23 protein-coding genes and 1 pseudogene are annotated in these 20206 nt (G+C 57.2%); 22 read left to right on the top strand and 2 right to left on the bottom strand.

Going from position 1 to position 20206, the window contains the following annotated elements; all coding sequences use genetic code 11:
* Nucleotides 1-15 precede the first annotated feature (15 nt).
* The gene (locus LBR61_08105; protein ID MDR1732041.1) at nt 16-894 is read right to left on the bottom strand and encodes a sel1 repeat family protein; all 879 of its coding nucleotides are present in this window, start codon (nt 892-894) and stop codon (nt 16-18) included.
* 385 nt (nt 895-1279) lie between these two features.
* Between LBR61_08105 and LBR61_08100 the strand changes: the two genes are divergently transcribed.
* From LBR61_08100 to LBR61_08010, 19 genes are all read left to right on the top strand, one after another.
* On the top strand, nt 1280-1729 hold the full coding sequence (locus LBR61_08100) for a helix-turn-helix domain-containing protein (GenBank protein ID MDR1732040.1): 450 nt from the start codon (nt 1280-1282) through the stop codon (nt 1727-1729).
* Between the two features lie 144 nt (nt 1730-1873).
* Complete coding sequence (locus tag LBR61_08095; protein MDR1732039.1) at nt 1874-2047, top strand: 4Fe-4S binding protein; 174 nt, start codon at nt 1874-1876, stop codon at nt 2045-2047.
* 125 nt (nt 2048-2172) lie between these two features.
* Nucleotides 2173-3318: an MFS transporter gene (locus tag LBR61_08090; protein ID MDR1732038.1), complete on the top strand. Its 1146-nt coding sequence runs from the start codon at nt 2173-2175 to the stop codon at nt 3316-3318.
* The gene (locus LBR61_08085; protein ID MDR1732037.1) at nt 3279-4139 is read left to right on the top strand and encodes a Nif3-like dinuclear metal center hexameric protein; all 861 of its coding nucleotides are present in this window, start codon (nt 3279-3281) and stop codon (nt 4137-4139) included. The genes LBR61_08090 and LBR61_08085 overlap by 40 nt, the downstream gene beginning before the upstream one ends.
* A gap of 42 nt (nt 4140-4181) precedes the next feature.
* Complete coding sequence (gene trpS / locus LBR61_08080) at nt 4182-5195, top strand: tryptophan--tRNA ligase (GenBank protein MDR1732036.1); 1014 nt, start codon at nt 4182-4184, stop codon at nt 5193-5195.
* Between the two features lie 4 nt (nt 5196-5199).
* The gene (locus LBR61_08075) at nt 5200-5979 is read left to right on the top strand and encodes a segregation/condensation protein A (protein MDR1732035.1); all 780 of its coding nucleotides are present in this window, start codon (nt 5200-5202) and stop codon (nt 5977-5979) included.
* Nucleotides 5951-6589 carry an SMC-Scp complex subunit ScpB gene (gene scpB, locus LBR61_08070; GenBank protein MDR1732034.1) on the top strand — a complete coding sequence of 213 codons (639 nt, stop codon included), beginning with the start codon at nt 5951-5953 and terminating at the stop codon, nt 6587-6589. The genes LBR61_08075 and scpB overlap by 29 nt, the downstream gene beginning before the upstream one ends.
* A complete protein-coding gene (locus LBR61_08065; protein ID MDR1732033.1) occupies nt 6579-7298 on the top strand; it encodes an rRNA pseudouridine synthase in 720 nt (239 codons plus the stop codon). Before scpB ends, LBR61_08065 begins: the two co-directional genes overlap by 11 nt.
* A 42-nt stretch (nt 7299-7340) precedes the next feature.
* Nucleotides 7341-8231 (top strand): HDOD domain-containing protein, encoded by an 891-nt coding sequence (locus LBR61_08060; protein ID MDR1732032.1) that lies wholly within the window; start codon nt 7341-7343, stop codon nt 8229-8231.
* A gap of 10 nt (nt 8232-8241) precedes the next feature.
* Nucleotides 8242-8904, top strand: a complete 663-nt coding sequence (gene cmk, locus LBR61_08055) for a (d)CMP kinase (protein MDR1732031.1) — start codon at nt 8242-8244, stop codon at nt 8902-8904.
* A gap of 32 nt (nt 8905-8936) precedes the next feature.
* Nucleotides 8937-9590: a 1-acyl-sn-glycerol-3-phosphate acyltransferase gene (locus tag LBR61_08050; GenBank protein MDR1732030.1), complete on the top strand. Its 654-nt coding sequence runs from the start codon at nt 8937-8939 to the stop codon at nt 9588-9590.
* Nucleotides 9587-10759 carry a GTPase HflX gene (gene hflX, locus LBR61_08045; protein ID MDR1732029.1) on the top strand — a complete coding sequence of 391 codons (1173 nt, stop codon included), beginning with the start codon at nt 9587-9589 and terminating at the stop codon, nt 10757-10759. The genes LBR61_08050 and hflX overlap by 4 nt, the downstream gene beginning before the upstream one ends.
* A gap of 7 nt (nt 10760-10766) precedes the next feature.
* Complete coding sequence (locus LBR61_08040; GenBank protein ID MDR1732028.1) at nt 10767-11660, top strand: YicC family protein; 894 nt, start codon at nt 10767-10769, stop codon at nt 11658-11660.
* Between the two features lie 30 nt (nt 11661-11690).
* On the top strand, nt 11691-12344 hold the full coding sequence (gene gmk / locus LBR61_08035) for a guanylate kinase (protein MDR1732027.1): 654 nt from the start codon (nt 11691-11693) through the stop codon (nt 12342-12344).
* 17 nt (nt 12345-12361) lie between these two features.
* Nucleotides 12362-12622: a DNA-directed RNA polymerase subunit omega gene (locus LBR61_08030; protein MDR1732026.1), complete on the top strand. Its 261-nt coding sequence runs from the start codon at nt 12362-12364 to the stop codon at nt 12620-12622.
* 14 nt (nt 12623-12636) lie between these two features.
* Nucleotides 12637-13851 (top strand): bifunctional phosphopantothenoylcysteine decarboxylase/phosphopantothenate--cysteine ligase CoaBC, encoded by a 1215-nt coding sequence (coaBC, locus tag LBR61_08025; GenBank protein ID MDR1732025.1) that lies wholly within the window; start codon nt 12637-12639, stop codon nt 13849-13851.
* 4 nt (nt 13852-13855) lie between these two features.
* Entirely contained in the window at nt 13856-15649 is a 1794-nt protein-coding gene (locus LBR61_08020) for a hypothetical protein (GenBank protein ID MDR1732024.1), read from the top strand.
* Between the two features lie 26 nt (nt 15650-15675).
* Nucleotides 15676-16311 (top strand): protein-L-isoaspartate(D-aspartate) O-methyltransferase, encoded by a 636-nt coding sequence (locus tag LBR61_08015; GenBank protein MDR1732023.1) that lies wholly within the window; start codon nt 15676-15678, stop codon nt 16309-16311.
* Between the two features lie 129 nt (nt 16312-16440).
* Nucleotides 16441-16902: a QueT transporter family protein gene (locus LBR61_08010; protein MDR1732022.1), complete on the top strand. Its 462-nt coding sequence runs from the start codon at nt 16441-16443 to the stop codon at nt 16900-16902.
* On the opposite strand, the gene LBR61_08005 is transcribed toward LBR61_08010, so the two are convergent.
* Nucleotides 16891-17304, bottom strand: coding sequence for a hypothetical protein (locus tag LBR61_08005; GenBank protein MDR1732021.1), 414 nt, complete (start codon nt 17302-17304; stop codon nt 16891-16893). The genes LBR61_08010 and LBR61_08005 overlap by 12 nt on opposite strands.
* A gap of 145 nt (nt 17305-17449) precedes the next feature.
* Between LBR61_08005 and LBR61_08000 the strand changes: the two genes are divergently transcribed.
* The 3 genes and pseudogenes from LBR61_08000 (at nt 17450) to dcm (ending at nt 19960) form a co-directional block, all read left to right on the top strand.
* Nucleotides 17450-18157 carry a DUF3793 family protein gene (locus LBR61_08000; GenBank protein MDR1732020.1) on the top strand — a complete coding sequence of 236 codons (708 nt, stop codon included), beginning with the start codon at nt 17450-17452 and terminating at the stop codon, nt 18155-18157.
* A 123-nt stretch (nt 18158-18280) separates the two neighbouring features.
* Nucleotides 18281-18709, top strand: a complete 429-nt coding sequence (locus tag LBR61_07995; protein MDR1732019.1) for a flavodoxin — start codon at nt 18281-18283, stop codon at nt 18707-18709.
* Nucleotides 18710-18958: 249 nt separating this feature from the next.
* A pseudogene (dcm, locus tag LBR61_07990) lies at nt 18959-19960 on the top strand (DNA (cytosine-5-)-methyltransferase).
* Nucleotides 19961-20206: the final 246 nt, after the last annotated feature.

The raw sequence follows: 20206 nt of genomic DNA, 5'->3' as shown, positions 1-20206 counted from the left end.
ACCTCTTTTTCTTCGTTATGAGCGCGAAGCTGAAGCGCGGGCTTTTTTCAGCCACGCATTCGCCTCGGACTCCGCTTTTTTCCGCTGATCAGAGGAAAGTTTCTTCCGAATCTCCGCGGTGACGCCGGACAGCGCCTCCGTCGGGTAGCCGCATTTTTCGGCAATGATGTACCACTTTAATGCGTCGGCCGGAGAGGCTTTTACTCCGATACCGTCCTTGTAAACGACGGCGATGTTCTTCATCGCTTCGACGTTGCCTTTCGAAGCCGCGACGTTGAGCATTTTCAGGCCCTCTTTGGGGTTCTTTTTCTCCCCTCGAAGTCCGTTCAGCCAAAGGACCCCCATGATCGACGCCGCGTCGGGATGTCCGGCGGCGGCGGCCTGCGCCATGTACCGGAGCGAAGCTTTTTCGTTCCTCTCGATTCCGGCGCCCGCGTCGAGGATGACCGCCATTTTGAACAGGGCCTGGGGCAGCTTCATGTCGGCGGCCCTGCGGAAGTACTCCGCCGCCCTTCGGGGGTCCGCCTCGCTTCCCATACCGATCTCCCAGCAGACGCCGACGTTGAAAATTCCCTCCGCCATACCCGCCTCCGCGGCTTTTTCGTAACATTCGCGGGCCTTTGAAAAGTTTTTCGAGACGCCGACGCCCTCCGCGTACAGGCCTCCCAGTGTGAGCAAAGCCTGCGTATCACCCCTTTCCGCGTCAGTTTTGATCTTTGCGAAAGCCTGCTCCGGAGTGCCCGACGGGTTCTCCTGCCGGCTCGTCTCCGCCGATGCGGCAAATGCGGCTGACGTCAAAATCTCCTGCGTGAAAAAAACCGCGAGGACGCACATCAGGACGCCGGCCTTCAACCGCCGGTAACGCCCCGTTTCCGTGTACTTCCAGTGGATCATCTCTTTTCCTCCATCTCTTTCTTCCTCTTTTTTCCTCTTTCTTCCATCTCTTTTCTGCTGCTCTTTTCTTCTGTCAGATTTCCTCAACCAGACAACGGCATCAGACAATTACTTTAAATAAGTGTAGTCTTATCATAATAATCATTATATAGGTTCAATAGATATTATTGTAAATAAGACCACTTGTCTTTATCTTTTCAGATGCATAAATAGGTAATTTGACCTACTTTGTGATCAGGTTGATGTCTCTGTTGTTAGAAGCCCTTCTCGTCTGAAATATTCGGTATTTACACGAGGAAAAGATCGTAAAAATTACCATTGAGCTTATACTTGAATTTTATATATTTATAATGAATGCTCATACTAAGCAAATGAGGTAATCAAATTGTTGAAAATCAGAGATGTGGAATTTGCCCCGCAGTCCATCGGAGCCAATATCAAGGCCAGACGGCGTGCACTCGGGCTCAATCAGGACGATCTTGCCGACAAGCTGGGACTGACTCAGGCGAACATAAGCCGAATCGAAGGCAGTCCGAAGGGACCCAGCGGAGAAATGCTCCTCGCCATTGCCACGGCTCTGGGCTGTGACGTCAATGACCTGCTGGGAGTGGTGAACGCCCCGGGCATGGAAGATCTGGACGACGAAGCGAAAAGTTTCGTTGTGAACATGCTGAAAAGCGATCCTCAGTTTGGAATGTATCTGCGCAGTCTCGTCAGGGAATGCAAGAATTTTGCGGAGGACGACTGGAGATTTCTGGCCTCCAGCATAAAGCTTGCCCTGGGTTACGTGGCCGACGCCATCAAAAACAAAAAACATCAGAGCGTCGAGGCCTGAGCGGGAAATCGGTGGATTTGCCTTGCCGGAGATACGCGACCGGGGCAGGTCTTGAGATCATGCTTTCATGATATAATCGCGGCGTAACATTTAAGAAGCATTTACAGGTGTTACGAAATATATCGAATCAGGAGGGGATTTTATATGGCAAAGGCGGTAGTGGACAGCGGTACGTGTGTGGGCTGCGAGGCATGTGTGGGGACCTGCCCGGTGGAGGCCATCGCCGTGGCTGGCGGCAAGGCGAAGGTCAACGCCGATACCTGCATCGAGTGTGGAAGCTGCGTTTCGACCTGCCCGGTCGGAGCTATTTCGCAGTAACGCATACAATCGGCAGCAGAGCTTCTTCGTAATTTCACAGGACGAAAAAACGGGGGGGAATCCTTTTAGATTCGGAGGATTCCCTGTTTTGTTCCTGACGGCAGCGCGAAAGGGAGTTTTGGTGAATGCGGCTTCTGGTGTTTTACCTGACGGGTCTTACATGGGCAATTTATTCCTGTTCCAACGTGTTCTTCATGCTCGCTCCCTATCTGGTCATGCGTGGTTTTTCCTCCGAAAATGCGGGGATCCTGGTGGGGGCTTTCTACGCGGCGACGACTCTGGTCCGGCCTCTGGGGAGCTGGATAGCGGAGCGGGCGGGGATTCGCCGGGCTCTTGCGGCGTCGGCCTGCGTTTGTCTTTTCTCCACCCTGCTCATGTTCTTCGCCGCGTCCTTCTGGCTGTTTTTGGCGATACGCGTCGCCATGGGCCTCGGGTTCGGCGTGTTCGTGGTGGCGCTGATGACCTGTCAGTCTCTGCTTATCCCCGGGGAAGTTCGGGGAGGAACCTTCGCGGTGATCACCCTGGGGTCCCTTTCCTGCCTGTTTACGGTTCTGCCGCTGGCGGACTGGTTTCTCTCCCGCGGCGAGGCGGGGCTGTTTCTGGCGATTCCCGTGGTGACGTCGGCCCTGTGCCTCATTTTTTCCTGGCGGTTTCCGGCGGTTTCCGGAACCCTGAGAGTCGCCGGAAAATGGGGAACATGGGGGGATTTGTACAGAGAAATTCCGGTCTGGCGCACGATTCTGACCTGCCTGTTTTTCGGGCTCTGCGACGCCGCCATCGTCTGTATTCCGTCCCTCGCGCTTTCCATGGGCCTCATCCCCTCCTTTTTTGCCGTGGCCAACGGACTGGGCGCCCTGGTCATGCGGACGATGGGGCGCGATTTCTTCAATCGTCACCCCCGGTATCTCTTCATAGGGCCGTCGCTCTTCGTCATGGCGCTGTTTTTGTATCTCACCACCGAGGCGGTGAACAACGTCTGGCTTTTTGCCTGCGGGTTTTTCAACGGGATGGGCATGGGGTACGGTTTTCCGGCGCTTCTGGCTCTGATCGGAGACCTGGCTCCGGAGCGGCTGAGGGCGAAAATGTCCTCGCTGGTCTATTTTTGTTATGATGTGAGCTGGTTTGTTCTGCCTGTCTATATCGGCTTCGCGACGCCTCTCGTGGGAGAGATGGGAGCGTTCCGGTCTCTGGCGGCTCTCTGTCTGACGGCCGGGGTTGGAGTAGCCCTGATGTGGCGGAGCGGTTCAAAAGCGATCCTCCCGAATTGCTGAACCCGTCGGGAGGGTTCGTTTCGCACGGAGGTGGCGTTTTGAAGGTACGTGAAATACTTGAGAAAATCAACCTGACGGCTCCCTTTGCCCTTGCGGAGGAGTGGGATAACAGCGGATTGATGGTGGGGGACCCGGAAGGAGAGGTGCGGCGTCTTGCCCTGACGCTGGATCCCTTGCCCGAAGCTCTGGAAGAAGCCCGCCGCGGGGGATGTCAGGCGCTCTTGTCCCATCATCCGCTTTTTTTCCATCCCGTCAGGAAGATCGACTTCTCCGTCACGGAGGGGAAGGTCGTTCAGATGGCCGCCCTGGCCGGCATGGCGGTGCTGTCCGCCCACACGAACTGGGACAGCGCGGAAGAAGGCGTCAGCCGCGTCCTGGCGGAGAAGATGAAGCTCGTTTCCGTGGCCCCTCTGCAGCCTTCCTCCCGCGGAACGGGGGGCATGGGCGCGGTGGGAAACCTGCCTGCCGCGGCTCCCGTGACGGAGGTTCTGGAAAGACTGAAGAGCGCCTGGAATCTAAGCCGTCTTGACTACTATGGACCGACGGACTGTAGTATACTGCGAACGGCCCTTTGCGGCGGCTCGGGAGGAAGCCTCTGGCCCGCGGCCCTGTCCGTGAAAGCGGACCTCTACGTTACGGCCGACATGAAGTATCATGATATTGTGGACTGCGTTCGCGCAAGGCTCCCTGTGGCCGTGATCGATCACGGGGAAATGGAAAGCGGGACTCTGGCGGAACTGGCGCGTTATCTTTCCGTTCCGGGGGAGCTGGAGGTCGTGCTGCTGAACTATCGGGCTCTTGCCGCGCCGCTGCGTCTGTGACCGGGCGAGCCGCGATCGAATTTATACGAGGTGGTAATCATCATGAAGAAAAGCAGAGTTTTCAGCGGGATGAGACCGACGGGTCAACTGCATCTCGGACATATGGCGGGAGCGTTGACCAACTGGGTGAAGTTCCAGGAGGATCATGAATGTTTTTACTGCATTGTCGACTGGCACGCGCTGATGTCGAACTACGCCGATTCTGAAGAGACGCATAAACTCTGTATGGACGTCCTGCTGGACTGGCTTTCCGTCGGACTGGACCCCGAAAAAAGCTGCATTTTCATCCAGTCTCACGTTCCTCAGCACGCGGAGCTTTTCCTTGCGCTCTCGATGATCACCCCTCTGGGTTGGCTTTACAGAAATCCCACGTACAAGGAACAGATTGTGAATATCCAGAACAAGGATTTGAGCACCTTCGCGTTTCTGGGCTATCCCGTACTGATGGCGGCGGACATTCTGCTCTACAGAGCGGAAAAGGTTCCGGTGGGAGAGGATCAGAGCGCCCACATGGAGCTTTCACGGGAGCTTGTGCGCCGTTTCAATCACTTTTTCGGTGAAAATTTGCTGCCCGAGCCTCAGACCATTCTGACCCCCACGCCGAAGGTCCCTGGAACCGACGGCCGCAAGATGAGCAAATCCTACGGAAATTCTCTCTATATTTCGGAAAGCTCCAAATCCATGTGGGAGAAGCTCCGCACCATGATCACGGACCCGGCCCGGGAGAGGCGCACGGATCCGGGAGACCCCAACAAATGCCCGGTGTGGGACCTTCACAAGGTCTTCAATCCCGACGAGTCCCAGAGGGCGGAGATCGACATGGGATGCCGAACGGCGGGCATCGGCTGCATCGACTGCAAAAAAATGCTGAACGCCCACGTTTCGACCATGATGGACCCCATTCACGAACGCCGCGCCCGCTATGAAAAGGACGAGTCCCTGCTGGAGGATATTCTTCGGGAGGGGGCGAAGCGCGCCGAAACTGCGGCGCGGGCCACCATGAAGGACGTCTATCCCGCCATGGGGCTGATCGTCCGGGCCGACCGGGTCAGTTGAGCCTATGCTGAAGGAGAGCGTCGAAATCTCCATCGGCGGTTTTTCCGGCCCTCTCGACCTCCTGTGTCATCTGGTGGAGAGCCGGCAGTTTCAGGCCGCCGAAATCAAAGTGACGCAGCTGGTGCGCATCTACGGGGTCTGGCTGCTGAAGACGAAAAAAGCCTCCACGGACATGCTGGCGGATTTTTTCTATATGGTCGCCGGACTGCTGCTTCAAAAGACGCTTTCTCTGCTTCCCGGCGCGGAGCCGGAGCCACTGGACGACGGTGAGGAGAACCTTCCCATCAATGAGGAAGAGCTTATGGAAAGGCTTGAACGGTATCGTCCTTACCGGGCGGCCACCTCCTGGCTGGAGGAGCGGAAGCTGTTGAGGGAAAAACGCTTTCGGCGTCCGGTGTCGGGGCATTTGGGAGAGGTGGCGAAACGGGGGTACGTCATTGGAGACCTTTATTTTTTGAGCCGGATCTGGTGGCGGCTCTTTGAGCGATATACCGACGGCAGAGCGTCCCACCCGTTCCCCGACGGTTTTTTTGAAGAGGAGTGGGACGGCGTCCCCGGGCCGCTTCCCGAGGAGTCTCAGATTCAGGGCCGTATCGCCGAACTGGAGGAGAAGCTGCGGAATTTTTCCGCCATTTCCCTGAATGAGACCTGGAGTCTTTCCCCTTCCCTGGGTTCCCTGATCGTGACGCTTCTGGCGGTTCTGGAGATGTGTCGCATGGGTAAGGTCTATATCGAGCAGGAGACGCTTTTTTCCGATGTCAAAATATGTGCGAAGGTCTGCTGAAAAGGGGAGCGCCGCCGGTTCCGGACCGCTTTCCGTTTTGGCATCTCAGATTGAGGCGGTGCTTTTCCTGGCCGCGGATCCGGTTCCCGAGACGGATCTGAAAAACGTTTTCGGGACGACGACAAAGGATTTGACCGCGGCTTTGGAAGAACTGAAAGAACATCTGGCGTCGGGGCATGGACTCGTCCTGTCGTCGGCGGCGGGAGGATGGGTTCTGGAAACCAACCCCCATTTCTCGGAGGTTCTGTCCCTCTTCCGGGAAGCGTCCCAGAAAGACCGGATACGCCTCAGCAGAGCGGCGGTGGAAACGCTGTCGGTGATCGCCTGGAATCAGCCCGTGACCCGAGGCGAGGTGGAGGAGCTGCGGGGCGTGCGCAGCGAGCGGGTGCTGGAAACCCTTCTTTCTCATGGTCTGATCCGCATATCGGGGCGCAAGAAAACCAGCGGGTCTCCTCTGCTCTATCGAACCACCGAGCGTTTTCTGGACGTGTTTGGAGTGGAGGCCATCGCCGACCTTCCTCACCTTGAAGAACTTGAGGCCCTGGGCTCCGAACCGGCGGAAGACGCGGCCGGACCGGACGATTCGGAGGACGGGGACGATGCGACTTAACGCCTTTCTGGCGGACTGCGGAACCGCGTCGAGACGAAAATCGGAGGAGCTCATTCATGCGGGGCGGGTGAAGGTCAACGGTAAAATCGTTCTGGCTCCGTATTTTCCCGCGGATCCGGACAAAGACGTTGTGGAGGTGGATGGGGTTCGCGTTTTGCCCTGCCCGAAGGTCTACATCGTCATGAACAAGCCGTCGGGGGTGGTGTGCGCCGTTTCCGACAAACATGATCCCGTCGTGATGGATCTCTTGCCGGAGAAGTACCGGGCGCAGGGTGTTTTCCCCGTGGGGCGTCTGGACCGGGAGAGCGAGGGATTGCTGATTCTGACCAACGACGGAGAGTTTGCCCAGAATGTTCTGCATCCGTCGAAGGGAGTCGTGAAGGAATACGAGGCCCTTCTCGACGGAGAAATCGACGAGAAACGACTGAATCGCTGGCGTGAGGGCTTCGAGATCCAGGGGCGGAAGATCGCCCCCCTTTCGATAGCGGTGATGATACGGGAACCCCGGGGCCGGTGGGTACGTCTCACCATCGGGGAAGGGCTGAAACGTGAAGTGCGGGTCATGGCGAAACAGGCGGGCTTCACTGTACTGAGGCTCATACGGCGCAGGATTGGTGTTTTGACCCTCATGAAACTGCAAAAAAATCAATTCGTGGAATTGTCTTTTTCTGACCTGTACACTAAAATATTTGAGGGTGGTTCAATTTAACTCTGCTTTGACTTTGCCCGGCTGCGTAAGGAGGACACGTCCGTGAGTGAAATAGATGAGCGTTCGCGGGAACTTATCAAGACACGTATAATAAGTAAACTGAAGGAAATCAAGTCCTTTCCCCAGTTTGTGGTGGAGACGCTGCGCAAGCTCAACGACCCCACCAGCAGCGCTTCGGACGTGGCGGCGAGCCTCTCCCGCGACGAAGGGCTGGTTTTGCGTACCCTGAAACTGGCCAACTCGGCGGCCTATGGGATGTCGAGACACATCTCGGATATTTCGGAGGCCATCGCGCTTCTTGGGTACAAAAATATCAGCAACATCGTTCTTGCGGCCACCGTGTACTCCGTCATGGACAAGGGGCTTTCAGGTTACGCTCTGGATCGGGGTGAGCTGTGGCGGCATTCCCTGACCACCGCCTACACGGCTCGTCACATCGCGCAGCTGAGCAATAAGGTTCCCCCGGAGGAGGCCTATGTGGGCGGACTGCTGCACGACATCGGCAAGGTCGTGCTGAACGACTACGTGCGATTTGGCTACGGTATCATCGTCAAACTGGTCGAAGAGGAACATATCCCCTTTACCGAAGCCGAGCTGAAGGTCCTGGGGTTTGAACACGCCATGGTAGGGTCTCTGCTGGTGGAGCGCTGGGATCTCCCCGAGGGGTATCAGTATTCCACGCTGCTTCATCACAATCCCAATGCTCTGGAGGCCGAACACGCGAAGTATCAATCTCTGGTGGACGTGGTGAGCGTCGCCAATTCCATGTGTCTCATGCTGGGCGTGGGGCTGGGGGCGGACGGACTTCAGAACTACCTTTTCACGGAACCCCTGGAGCGCCTTGGCATCGAGGATTATGAAGCCCTCCTTTCGGAGCTGGTGGATTTCGCGGGACAGGCCTCTCAGGAAATGGCGGATATGCGGGATATGTAGAGGCGCCGTCGTGATCGTTACCATCGACGGTCCTTCAGGAGCGGGGAAAAGCAGCGTTGCGGAACGCGTGGCCCGGGAACTGGGCATTCGCCGGCTGGATACGGGCGCTCTCTACCGAACCGTGGCCTTTGTTCTGGATCGGAGGGGCCTCCTTCCGGCGGAGGGAGAAAAGACTTTCGACGCGGTGAAGGGGCTTTCCGTACGTCTGGAGGGGGAAAAAGTTTTTGCGGGCGACGAGGATGTGACCTGCGCCATACGAACGCCCCATGTGGATGGTATCGTGTCCGCCTGGGCCGCTTTGAGCTCGGTTCGAAGCGCCCTTTTGAGCGTTCAGAGGGATCAGGCCCGGTACGGTTCTCTGGTTGCGGAGGGTCGGGACATGGGGACGGTGGTTTTTCCCGACGCGGACGTCCGTTTCTTTCTTACCGCTTCTCCCGAGGCCCGGGCCGAGCGAAGGTTCAAAGAACTTCAGGCCCGGGGGGAAAACATCGCTTATGAGGACGTCCTGGCCCGAATGCACGAGCGGGACCACGCCGACAGCGTTCGTGAACTGGCCCCCCTGAAAGAACCCGAGGGCGCGATTCATGTGGATACGTCCCGGATGGATATGGAAGCAGTCGTCCAAAAACTGGTTTCCATCGTGCGGGACAGAATGGCGAAGAGCGGTGAATGACAGGCGTCCCGGCGGAAGCAGGGCGGCGGGGCGTGAATCTGTGGAAAGGATTTGAGCCGTTGACGTTCAACAAATTTTTTTACGCGCTGGTGCAGATGTTTTTCCGGGGCATCTTTTTTCTTTACAATCGCTTTTCCATAAAATGGGTGGAGCCGCTTTCGGGCGACAAAAACGTGATCGTCGCCTGCAACCATTGCAGCAATCTGGATCCTCTGGTCGTCGGGGTGGCCTTTCCCCGGCGATTGCGTTATTTTGCCAAGGAAGAACTTTTCAGGCCTCTGCTTTTGGGGCCGATCATTCGAGTTTTGGGGGCCGTACCCGTTTCCCGCGTGGACAACGCCTCCGCCGCCAGCGCTCTCAAGGGATTTTTCAGGTTGCTGGAAGAGGGGAACGACGTGCTGATCTTCCCCGAGGGGTCCCGTTCTCCAGACGGAACATTGCAGCCTCTGGAGGGAGGGGTCGGACTCATCGCGGCCCATTCGGGGGCGTCCATTCTGCCCGTTTTCATCAGCGGAACCTACAGGGCTCTGCCGCCGGGCGCGTTTCTGTTCCGTCCCGCCAAAATTTCGGTTACCTTCGGAAAACTGCTGACCTTCGACGCGGAGACCTGCCGCGGGAAAGGGGCACGGGAAAAAATCGTGACGGCGCTGACGGAAGCCCTTCGGGAGCTTGAGTCGGGATCTTGAGCCGGCAGCGTCGCAGACCGGAGACGGCTCTCACTCCCAACGCCGCTGTGGTGGCGGCTCTTTCTCTGCCGGATCAGGATTATGCTCCGACGCTTTTGCTGGAGGAACTTTCGCTTTTGCTGGGGTCTTTGGGGATTTCCGTGGTGGGGAGCGCCGTGCAGAAGCGCCCTGCCCCGGACCCGGCCACGCTGGTGGGCAGAGGCAAGGCGGAGGAACTTGGGGTGTTTTGCCGGGCCAGAGGCGGAGGATACCTTGTCTTCAACGAAGCCCTCTCTCCCGTTCAAAAAAGCAACCTGGAAAAAATGACGGGCCTGAAGATATGGGACCGGCCCTTTGTCATCATGAAGATTTTCGAGCGACGGGCCTATACGGCCGAGGCGAAACTGCAGGTGGAGTTGGCCCTGATCCGGTACGAAATTCCCCACCTGAAGGGGTTGGGACTTCAGATGTCCCGGGCGGGGGCGGGTATTGGAACCCGAGGTCCCGGCGAAACGGAGTTCGAGCGGCATCGAAGAAAGCTGAAACGCAGGGAGCGGGAAATATCTAAAAAACTGGAAAATGTCAGACAGCAACGCCGGCTGGTGCGGGACCGCAGAAAGAAGATGGGCATCCCGACGGTGTCTCTGGTGGGGTATACCAACAGCGGGAAATCGACGCTTCTGCGGGCTCTTTCGGGTGATGAATCGATTTTGGTGGAGGACCGGCTTTTTTCTACCCTCAGCACGTCGGTTCGGCGGGTGGGGCTGCCGGGGGGAGGAGCGGCCCTTTTTTCCGACACCGTGGGTTTCGTCCGAAGCCTGCCCCCGGACCTGGTGGCGGCTTTTCGCGCGACTCTGGAGGAAATTGCGGAGGCGGCGCTGCTGCTTCTGGTTTTGGACGCCGGAGAGGAGGACGCGCCGGCAACGTACGACGTCATTGTGAGAACGCTGGAGGATATTGGCTGCCTGGACATCCCCCGCGTTGTCGTTCTCAATAAAGAAGATCTCGTTTCTGAACGGGAGTTGAACGCCCTTTCTCTGTACCTTCGGGCGGCGGGAGAAGAAACGGTGGTTTTGAGCGCCCTTGAAGCCAGAGGGCTCGACGCGCTGCTGGATGCCGTCGAACGGGAACTGGCCGGCCAGGACGCCTGGTACGTGAGGTATCGAAAGACGGCTGAAGATGCGGAGTGATGGCAATATGTTGAGCATGACCGGTTTTGGCCGGGCGGTCCATACTTTTTCCTGGGGTACGGTTTCCTTCGAGCTGACGTCGGTGAACCATCGTTATCAGGAAATCAGCGTCCGGTTGCCGAAGGAGCTTTCCTCCCTGGAGAGCCGGATCGTTTCTCTGCTGCGTTCGCGCCTCAGACGGGGGAAAATCCGGCTCTCTGCCGAAATTTCCTGGATGGCCGGCAGCCGTGTGGCAAAACTGGACAGGGAGGCGCTCAGCTATTATTATGGTGAACTCCAGGCGGTTTCGCAACAGTGGAATTTGCCTTTCGCCGCTTCTTCCGTTTCCGAGCTGACGCCTTTGCTGGCCCTGCCCGGCGTCTGTGATTCCCTGTCCGTCTCCGAAGAGGACGAGGCGGAGGGGGACAACGCCTGGGACGCTCTGACGGAGGAAGCCGTGAAGGCCCTGATGGAGATGAAAAGCTCCGAGGGGGCGAAGCTGGCGGAGGCCGTCAGACTGGACCTGGAAACCTTCGAGTCTCTTGTGGCGTCTCTTTCGGAGAGGTGGAATGTCGCCTCTTCCGAGGCCCTGGATGCTCTGAAGACGAGAATAGAGAAGGTCATGGAGCGGTTCGACCTGGAGATCGACCAGAACCGCATCGCACAGGAAGTTTCTCTGTTGGCTGACCGATGGGACGTTTCTGAAGAGCTGGCCCGTTTGGCCGTCCACATCGCGAAGTTCAGGGAAACGGCCTTCGGTTCGGCGTCGGAGGGAAGAAAACTCGACTTTCTGATTCAGGAGATGAATCGAGAGGTCAATACCATGGGGTCCAAGGTCGGCGACGCCGAGTTCCGATGGACGGTGGTGGAGGCAAAATCCTGCCTCGAACGGATAAGGGAGCAGATACAGAACGTCGAATAATCAGATGGACGGAGGATAAATCGCGCGAAAATGAACGGACAGGAGCGGCAAATAAAACGTGAGAGCAGGGGGAGGCTCTTCGTTCTCGCCGGACCCAGCGGCGCGGGCAAGGGAACTTTGAGGTCCCGCGCTCTTGCGGATGTGGAGGGCTGGGTCTATTCGATCTCCTGTACCACTCGTGCCCCAAGAGGCGGGGAACGCGACGGGGTGGAGTACAGATTCCTCTCCAGAGAGGCCTTCGAGGAAAAGGTGGAGCGTAATCTGTTTCTCGAATACGCCCTGGTTCACGGAAATTTTTACGGGACGCTTCGTGAGGATGTTCAGCGCGACCTGGACGCGGGGCGAGACGTGCTTCTCGAAATCGACGTCCAGGGGGCGAAACAGGTTCGAAAGCTCATTCCCGACTGCGTGCTGATTTTTATCTCCCCGCCGTCTCTTTCGGTTTTGTCGGAACGGCTCCGAAAGCGGGGGACGGACTCCGAGGAGCAGATCGCTCTGAGGCTCTCGAACGCGAAGGAGGAAATGAAGTACGCGTCGTTCTGTGACCACGTCGTCGTCAACGACGAACTGGATGCGGCCACGGAGGAACTGCGCCGCATTATACTGAGTTATAAAGGAACCGATTCAAAAACGGGATCGAAACGTCCCGGAGAAACGGAGCCGGGAAAAAATAAAACGACATGAAGGCAGGTTTGTGAGTTATGAAGTTTTACGACATTGATGAGCTCGAAAATAAATGCGGAACGAACAACAAATATGAGATCACGGCTCTGGTGGCCGCCAGAGCCCGATGGCTGAGCGAACAGAAAACGGTTCTCGACGCGCTGCCGGCGAACGAAAAATACCTTTCGGCCGCCCTGGTGGAGGTGGAGCACGGACAAATTCCCGCTCAATGGATCGCGGAACTGGAAGCAAAGGACCTCCCGGAGGGAACCGGCGCGAACAGACCGACTCAGTCCTGAGGGTTCCTTTTCAAATGCTGAGCTGGAAACGCTCTCGAAAAATTCTGCTGTGCGTCACGGGCGGCATCGCGGCGTATAAAATTCCCGACCTCGTCAGCCGTTTGCGCAAGCTGGACTGCGAGGTCGAGATTGTCCTTACGAAAGCGGCTGAAACGCTCGTCAGCCCGCTGGCTCTTTCCACCCTTTCGGGCCGGCGCGCGTGGCTGCAGGATGATTTTTTGTCGGAGAAGCGGGGGTTTGAAATTCCCCACATCCGGCTGGCCGACTGGGCAGAGGCCGTCGTTGTCGCTCCCTGTTCGGCGGAAACGGCGTCGGGGCTGGCCCAGGGGCGCGCGGGCAGTATCGTCGAGGCGGCTCTTCTGGCCACCCGGGCTCCGGTGCTGCTTTTCCCCGCCATGAACGTCCACATGTTTGAACATCCGGCGACTCAGCGGAACCTGAGAACTCTGACGGAGTGGGGCCTGCGCGTGGTGGACCCCGAGTTCGGCTCTCTGGCCTGCGGCTATGAGGGCAAGGGACGGCTGCCCGAAACGGACCTGATTCTGGAGGAAATCGCCTGGGCCCTTTCTCCCCGGCGGGACCTGGAAGGCCGACACGTTCTCGTGACGGCGGGCCCCACTCGCGAGTACCTGGACCCGGTACGCTTCATCTCCAATCCCAGCACGGGGAAAATGGGGCTGGCGGTGGCGCGCACCGCCTGGTACCGGGGCGCGGAGGTCCGGGTGATTCTGGGGCCGACGCCCTGTCCCGGCAACGTCCACGGGCTTCAGATGCGCGGCGTCGTCACGGCGGTGGAAATGCGGGATGCGGTGATGGAAAACCTCGAATGGGCGGACTGCGTGGTCAAGGCGGCCGCCGTGGGAGATTACCGGGCCGAGGAGCAGGCGCTCCACAAGATCAAGCGCGAAAAAAAGGAATCGCTCACCCTGTCTCTGGTGCAGAACCCGGATATTGCGGCAGAAGTGGGAAGCCGCAAGCGCGCCGGTCAGCTTTTGATTGGCTTTGCGGCGGAAACGGACGACCTGGAGAAAAACGCCCGGGCCAAAATGGAACGCAAGGGCATGGATCTGATGGTCGCCAACGACGTTCTGGCGGAGGGGAGCGGGTTCGGAGCCAACACCAACACGATTCGGATTCTGTCCCGGGAGAGCGAAACGCAGGTTTCCGGAAGCAAGGAAGAAGTCGCCGACGCCATCTGGGAAACGGTCCTGAGCCGGGGTCTTCTGTAGCTTCATGCTTTTTTACGCGGAGGTGGTCATTCCCGGCCCCTGGTGGAATACTCTGACCTATATCCTGGAGTCCTCGACTCCTCCCCAGAGAGGGGTACGGGTGCGGGTTCCCGTGGGAAGCGGGTCCCGGGTCGGATTTGTGGAAAGCGTCGCGGACTCTCCTCCGGTTTCCGGCTCCGGAACGAGGATGGCCCTTAAAACCGTGCGGGAAGTGCTGGATGAACGGTGTGTGCTGGGGGACGATCTTTGGGGTCTTGCCGGCTGGACAGGGAAAACGTTCCTGTGCGGCATGGGCGAGGCCCTTCAGCTTATTTGTCCGAAAGCGCTTCTGCGGGGCGGCCCTTTTTCGCCTCCTCCCCCCGAAGCGCCGGCAAACGGCGTGTTTCGGGAGCGAGCCTGCTACGATCCCAGAGATGAGGAGCGCCGCGCCGGTTACGTCGAAGAGCTGTCGAGGGGAGGACGGGCGCTGGTCCTGTTTCCCGAAAAAGAAAACGCGTCGCTTTTTTTCAGAGCTCTGCCTTCGGAGATCAGGGAAGAATCGCTTCTGTGGCCTGAAAGCGACGGGGGAAAAAAAATCGGGGCCGCCTGGGATGCGGTTTGCAGGGGAGAGGTTCGAGTGATCGTGGGCACGGGACGGGCGGTGTTCGCTCCCATGACCTTCGAGACGATCATCGTGGACGATGAAGCCAACCCCTCTTATGTTTTCGTGCGGGCTCCCCGGGTTTCGGCGCGGACTCTGGCCGGCCGCAGAGCGCTTTGTCTGAAGGCCGTTTTTCTGTTGGGCGGGCGGTTGCCCTCGGCGCGGACGTACCTGAGATCCCGTCCCGCCTGTTCGATATTGCCGAGACGAGAGAACCTCGTTTTTGTGGATATGGGGCGCGCCCGCAAAAACGCGGTTCCCGGCGTGGAGGGCGAACTGTTTCTCACGAAATCTCTTCTCGACCGCACCCGGGCGACGCTGGCAGCGGGCCGGTCCGTGTTCTGGATCATGGACCGAAAGGGGCTCTCCGGCGAGGTCTTCTGCTCCGACTGCGGCAGCGCCCTTTCCTGCTCCCGCTGCGGCTCGACGATGCGGAGCGAGTCCGAGGGAGCGGTTCTTCGCTGCGTGCAGTGCGGTATGCGGGACGTTCTGCCCCCCCGATGTCCGGTGTGCCGGGGCACGCTGCTGCGGGGGAGGCGGCCGGGACTGGAGGCACTGTTGCCCACGGCCCTTCGATATGTGGAAAATGCGCCGGTTCTGATGGATGAGCCGAGCCTGAAGCGCGTTTCGTCTCCCGCTCTGCTTCTGGGGACCCGACGGCTCCTGACCCGATGCGACCTTCTTGACGTGGGGCTTGTGGGATGGCTGGACCTGGACGCCGAAGAGCGTAAAACGGATTACAACGCCCGCTTTCAGACCTTCAGCATGATTTGGGAGTCCTGCTGGCGGGGGTTGAAGGGAGCAGACGCCTGGCGCGTGGTGCTGATGCAGACCCGTCGCACGGGAAACGCCTGGCGGAGCGCCCTGTGGTCCGGTTGGGAAAACTTCTGGCGGGGCGATCTGGAGGAGCGAAAAAATCTGAATCTGCCCCCCTATGCCACTCTGGTGCAGATCGACCTGCCCGACGGGGAGAATCGGGACGCTTTCGCCAAAACTCTGGAAGACGCCGGATTTTCCGTAATGGACGCCGGAGACGGGATTTCTCCTCTGCGGGTGACGGTGAATTCCATCGGGAAACTGCGAAAGGCCCTGAGGCCGCGCTTCGAGATCCGACATTCCCGCAGGGGATTCCCCGTGCTGACGCTGTGCGCGGAGTGACGCGCGGAGTGATGGAGGCTGTAACGATGGAAAGATGGCAGAGGCAGGCTCTGGAGATGGTGGAGGATCAGATTGTGGGGCGCGATGTGAGAGACAGGCGCGTTCTCGATGCGATGACCTCCGTCCCCCGACATCTTTTTGTCCCGCCGGAATACGCGGAAGATGCGTATATCGACCGCCCTCTGCCCATAGGGGAACACCAGACGATCTCCCAGCCCTATATGGTCGCGAAGATGACCGAACTTCTCAGGACGGAACCGGGCATGAAGGTTTTGGAGGTGGGGGCGGGATCGGGGTATCAAAGCGCGATTCTGGCGACTCTGGGGCTTCAGGTCTGGGCCACGGAGCGAGTGGAATCTCTTTCTCGCACGGCGCAGAAGCGGCTGAAAGATCTGAATTTCGATGTCACAGTCATCCATTCCGACGGACGTCTGGGGTACCCCGGGGAAGCTCCTTACGACCGGATCATCGTAGCGGCGGCCTCCATGAAGGTCGAAGCGGAATGGGACCGGCAGTTGAGTCTGAACGGCCTTTTGGTGGTCCCCCTGAACGTGATGACGGGAGGGCAGCGCCTTCTGGTGCGCGAGAAACTGCAGCCGGGGTTTCGCAACACCTGGTACGATTATTGCCGTTTCGTCCCGCTTCTGAGCGGGGTGGAATGAGAATGGATATTTTGGGTAATTGAGTAAATTGAAGAAAAACGGCGAGTTGGTCAGTGTCGCTGACCGACGGAAATTCACAGCCCTGGACGGCAAAAATATCTGACTTTTTAATACAAAGGAGTTTCTGACATGAAAATAAAGAGTTTGGCGCTGTCCGCCATGCTTGCGGCTCTTTACGCCGCTCTGACCATCGTTCTCACACCCATTTCCTTTGGCCCTCTGCAGTTTCGCGTGTCCGAGGCCCTGACGCTTTTGCCCTTCTATCTTCCTGAAGCGGTGCCGGGGCTTTTCGCCGGCTGTGTTCTGGCCAACTTCTTCGGCGGGTACGGGATGCCCGACGTGATTGCGGGAGGCGGCGCGACGCTCCTGGCCGCGTGGCTTTCCAGTAAAATGCCCTGCCTGTGGCTGGCGGCTCTGCCCCCTGTGGTGGTCAACATGTTTGTCATCGGCACGATGCTGCACCTGCTGATAGACAATACACCTCTGTGGAGCACGATAATTTACGTGGGGCTCGGTCAGGCGGGAGCCTGCTGGATTGTCGGATATCCTCTGATGCTGGCGCTGGAGAAGCGGAAGATTTTACATCGCTGAGAAGAATCCCGAAGGAGATTCCTGTCTCAAAAGTGAGAAGATGCGGATGACAGTCTGCGCACGACGCAGGATCCGGGGCGTCAGAGCCCGACCGGCCGCTTTGCCCAGGAAGGAGAGCAGCGCGCCCACCGGGTCGTCGCGTTTTTCGGGGATGAAAAACAGCCCTTCGACATTTCTGTAAACGGTCGCGTCCAAACGTCTGACGGCCTTCAAAATCGTCGACCGCTCTCCTTCGTAGTGGATCAGCAGACTTCCGCTTCTGTGGGAGGCGACGGCCCTCAGAATCTCCGCGTGAGTCTCCAGCAGCGCTCCAATGACCAGAGCCTCCGTTTCCGTGAACGCATTCCGCGGACACCTCAGCCGAATCCGCCCGGGCAGTTCATGAATTATCGAAAACTTCATTTTTATATGCCAACCCGCTTCCTTCACGTAGATGCCGTTTCTCACGGACGAAATTTAAGTTAGCATTATAAAACTTTTTTGTCAAATTAAATATCCATCTCGATAATTTTGCACCTCTTGACAGCCTGTGTTCAATGAGGTTATCATGATTATTGTTTTATTGAACAAATTTACCTCTTTGCTTCGGGGAGGTCAGATCTATGGACTGCGGGAAAAAAGCAGCATGAAAACGATGATAGCATTTATGTCGATGATTCAAAAGCAGGATACCCGGGCGTATATCGAATCTCTGATTTATTGTTTTGCAGCTCCAACAATAAGAGGGCTGAAGCCGGGAAACCTGATCAACCTCCGGCGCAGCGGGGATAAAAATATCGCGGCGATCTGGGACGCTGAAAAAGAAGGACTGCTTCGCAGATTTCGTCTCTCGTCGTTTACCCTGTCCGCCCGGACGACGGCCGACGAGAGTTCGGTTCTGATTCTGGTCTACAGAAAAGAGCTTCTCGTTCGGGCCCTCTTCGCGGAAGAATCGCGGGCGCTGCTGGATTCTCTGGGTTACGGAGATGTTTCGAACGTGGAGTCCTGTCTGGAGCGTTTGGGAGAACGTTTTCAATGTGATTTTCCTCATGAAATTGGTCTTTTTCTCGGATACCCGCCGAAGGATGTGGAGGGTTTCATTCGAAACAGGGGTGAAGATCCCCTGCTGGTCGGCTGCTGGAAGGTCTACGGCAACGTTCGGAAAGCCCGAAGAACCTTCCGGAGGTACAAACAGGTGGAAACCAGTGCCGCGAGAGCCCTCATCCGCCGGGCGAGGCATACCTGGCCTCATTTGGGCGAGCGTGCCTGTATTTAATGAACATTCGAGAACCGGAGATCGGGCAGGCCATATCGCGGAGCGGTTCGCTCCAATGCCGAACACAAACTGTTTCGTTCCGGCACAGCCGGACAAATTTTCATTCAGGGAGGATTTTAAAAAATGTCTAAAGTCATTATCGTTTATTGGTCTGGGACGGGCAACACGGAGCAAATGGCGCAGCTGATTTCGAAGGGCGCCAGTGACAAAGGCGCGACGGTGGTGTGCAAGTCGGTCGGAGAGGCTTCGGTGGACGAGCTCGCCGAGTATGACGTGATTGCGCTGGGCTCGCCCTCCATGGGAGTTGAAGTGATTGAAGAAGGTGAGATGGAGCCATTTTTCACCGAGGCCTGTCCTTCGCTCCGGGGAAAGCACGTCGCGATTTTCGGCTCTTACGGCTGGGGTGGCGGCGAATGGCTGAGAGTCTGGGCGGACCGCGTCAGGGAAGCCGGAGCGCAGCTTGTGGGCGATGGGCTGGCCGTGCATGAAGCTCCTGATGATACGGCTTCCGCCGAATGCATCGCTTACGGGGAAAAAATCGCTGCTCTGTAAGTTTTGGACGGTCGCGGCGTGTCTGCAACCGACGTGCCTGCAGGCATTGAAGCGCCGAATAAAAAACGTCAGCCGGGTTGAATTTCGCCCGGCTGCAATTTGCCGGTACCAATCAAACGATCCCCCCTTGTGTTATGCTTGACTTCGATTCGATCAGATATCAGATATACCCGGAAGCACTTGGAATCGGACGGCTGCCGCCTTGATGCCCGGGAGTATCGATTTGAGACGGAGGCTGGCGTTGTGGATAGTTTTACGTTCATTGACCTTTTTGCCGGAATCGGGGGCGTTCGATCAGGCTTTGAGTCTGTCGGAGGCCGTTGCGTATTCACGAGCGAGTGGAATGAATGGTGTAAAAAAACTTATCAGGCCAATTTCGGAGAAGAGGAATCCTTTGTGGGAGACATCGTTTCATATCCCGCCGGGGACGTCCCCGATCATGATGTTTTGCTGGCGGGTTTTCCGTGTCAGCCTTTTTCAATAGCGGGTGTTTCAAAAAAAAACGCGCTGGGACGTCCTCACGGATTTGAATGCACGACTCAGGGAACGCTTTTCTTTGATGTTGCGCGTATTTTGGCGGCTAAACATCCAAAGGCGTTTTTGCTTGAAAATGTTAAAAATCTGGTTTCACATAATAAAGGGCAGACTTTTGAAATCATACTTCACACTCTTGAAAAGGAGCTGGATTATCATGTTTTTTGGAAAATCATCGACGGACAGTCCTGGGTTCCTCAACACAGAGAACGGATAATTATTGTGGGGTTCCGCGAGAAAAACGATTTTTCATGGGACAGCCTTGTTATTCCTGACGAACGTCCGACAATGAAAGCCGTTTTACATCCTGAAGACGGAAGCGAATTGCCTCAATTTCCTTATACGACAGGGGCCAGGGGCGAAGTTCAATCAAAGTACGGGTTATCGGAACGCCTGTGGCGGTACCTTCAGGATTATGCCGCAAAACACAGGGCAAGAGGAAACGGTTTTGGATATGGACTCGTAACGCCGGACGACGTCGCTCGCACGCTCTCGGCAAGGTATTATAAGGATGGCGCCGAGATTTTGGTTTCAAGAGAGAACGGGCGAACTCCACGTCGATTGACCCCAAGAGAATGCGCTCGAATTATGGGATTTGACGATTCATTCAAAATCGTTGTTTCTGATACGCAGGCATACAAACAATTTGGTAATTCGGTAGTCGTCCCTGTAATCAAGGCCGTTGCAAAAGCTATGAAACCTTTTCTCTGTCGTTAAAGTCTTTATAATCTGCGGTTGCCATTGTTATTCTCCATCCTTTTCAATTCAACGTCCGCGAAAAAGAACCCGTCTCTATCGCTCAGAGAAATCGCTGTAAATCTTTGGCGCCGGCAGCCTGCCTGTTCGTGCCCGGCCTGGTATAATAGGCGCGGGTAGACTGAAAGGAGAGAGCGTCGATTTTGACAACAGGAGAGAAGAGCGCGGTTCGTTTGTTGCCGCTGAAGAGCGATTTGATTTTTAAGA

The sequence above is a fragment of the Synergistaceae bacterium genome, assembly GCA_031272035.1.
In the GTDB taxonomy this organism is placed as follows: Bacteria; Synergistota; Synergistia; order Synergistales; family Aminobacteriaceae; genus JAISSA01.
The sequence above is the reverse complement of the archived record's forward strand: the minus strand, read 5'-3'. Positions and strand labels throughout refer to the sequence as shown.